Here is a 1,142-nt window from a genome sequence, read left to right as displayed (position 1 = left end):
ATTGGGGTGAAGTCGTAACAAGGTAGCCGTATCGGAAGGTGCGGCTGGATCACCTCCTTTCTAGGGAGACATACACCGAGCCAAGAGCTTGGATGTCACTTAGGTCGACACTTTGGCGAGTAAGTAGACGTAGCATAAGCGCTAGCTGTACTTACACACTTATCATTGTTTGGTTTTGAGAGATCTGTAAAGACTCTCAATCTACAGATATGGGCCTATAGCTCAGCTGGTTAGAGCGCACGCCTGATAAGCGTGAGGTCGGTGGTTCGAGTCCACCTAGGCCCACCAGTTGGCTCATATAACTTGAAATACACTTTTGTGTAGAGTACAGACATTAAGAGCTAAAATAATAGGAAAAGCTTATAAAAGATAACGGATTCTTCGGAATGGATTATCGAGACTTAAGTGAACCCATTACGGGGGCGTAGCTCAGTTGGGAGAGCACCTGCCTTGCAAGCAGGGGGTCAGGAGTTCGAATCTCCTCGTCTCCACCATTTAGTATTTGACAGCGAGTCTGTGATATACTAATTGTTTGTTCTTTGAAAACTGCATAGAAGAATTAATATATATTTGTAAGGTCATCTCTTAGAATTTCTAAGTAGGTTGACCCGAGCACATAGGAAATAATTCTCTGACTTAATGGTGACGTACATGAAAATGTACGGCTACAAAAAACGACAATGTATCTAATGCATGTCAATATTATCTCTCATGTATTTAATCATGAGATTTTCGTTAGCATTTGATGCATATCTAGGAGCCTGAGCGAGATGAAGCCGCCGCGTACTGTTGTACGTAAGGCAAAATCGAGCGTGAGGCGACGACGATAGGCGCAAATGATAACGCAAAATAAGTAAAGATAATAAGGGCGTACGGTGGATGCCTTGGCGATATCAGCCGAAGAAGGACGCGGTAAGCTGCGATAAGCTACGGAGAGATGCAAGCAATCTTTGACCCGTAGATTTCCGAATGGGGGAACCCGGCAGTGGTTATGCACTGTCACCCATAGCATAGACTATGAGGAGGGCACCCGGGGAACTGAAACATCTAATTACCCGGAGGAACAGTAATCAAACGAGATTTTCTTAGTAGCGGCGAGCGAACGGGAAAGAGGCCAAACCGGAGCGGGCAACCGCACCGGG

The 1,142-nt window shown here is 45.6% G+C and carries 2 tRNA genes and 2 rRNA genes; all 4 read left to right on the top strand.

From position 1 onward, the window contains the following. Positions 1 to 60, top strand: a 16S ribosomal RNA gene (locus AAAT26_RS09585); the annotation flags it as partial. A gap of 151 nt (positions 61 to 211) precedes the next feature. Next, a tRNA-Ile gene (locus AAAT26_RS09580) sits at positions 212 to 288 on the top strand. A gap of 130 nt (positions 289 to 418) precedes the next feature. Further along, a tRNA-Ala gene (locus tag AAAT26_RS09575) sits at positions 419 to 494 on the top strand. Positions 495 to 852: 358 nt separating this feature from the next. Continuing rightward, positions 853 to 1,142 (top strand): 23S ribosomal RNA (locus AAAT26_RS09570); the annotation flags it as partial.

Source organism: Veillonella parvula (assembly GCF_040094895.1).
Classification (GTDB): Bacteria; Bacillota; Negativicutes; order Veillonellales; family Veillonellaceae; genus Veillonella; species Veillonella parvula_L.
This window is presented reverse-complemented; position numbering and strand designations above follow the sequence as displayed.